Annotated in this window: 1 protein-coding gene; it reads right to left on the reverse strand. The window is 42.7% G+C overall.

Annotated elements, in window-relative coordinates; translation table 11 throughout:
• Positions 1-321: pilus assembly protein N-terminal domain-containing protein (locus AB4486_RS23845; RefSeq protein ID WP_372119069.1), on the reverse strand; the 321-nt coding region annotated here is incomplete at both ends.

Raw genomic sequence — 321 nt, forward strand, 5'->3', positions numbered from 1 at the left:
CATCAAATTGATAACACCAGTTGCGGCAGCTTGTTCACTTCCGCTTTCTTTTGATGCGTCAGCAGCCTGCCCTGACGAATAGGTTTCTGCGATTCGCATCGCCACATTCATTTGTTGTTGGTTACTGACCTGACCGCTCAATAATAGACGGTTCTGCGCACTGTGCACTTCTATAGTTTCATCAGGAAGGAACTCATATAATTTAGCTTTGAGGCTATTAAGATCATGAGTAACCTCAATGTTAATAGACTCAATCAACCGACCTCGAGAGTCCCAAGCCATTAGGTTTGTCGCACCTAATTTTTTACCAATTAAAAACAC

Source organism: Vibrio sp. 10N.222.55.C6, assembly GCF_041473395.1.
Classification (GTDB): Bacteria; Pseudomonadota; Gammaproteobacteria; order Enterobacterales; family Vibrionaceae; genus Vibrio; species Vibrio crassostreae_C.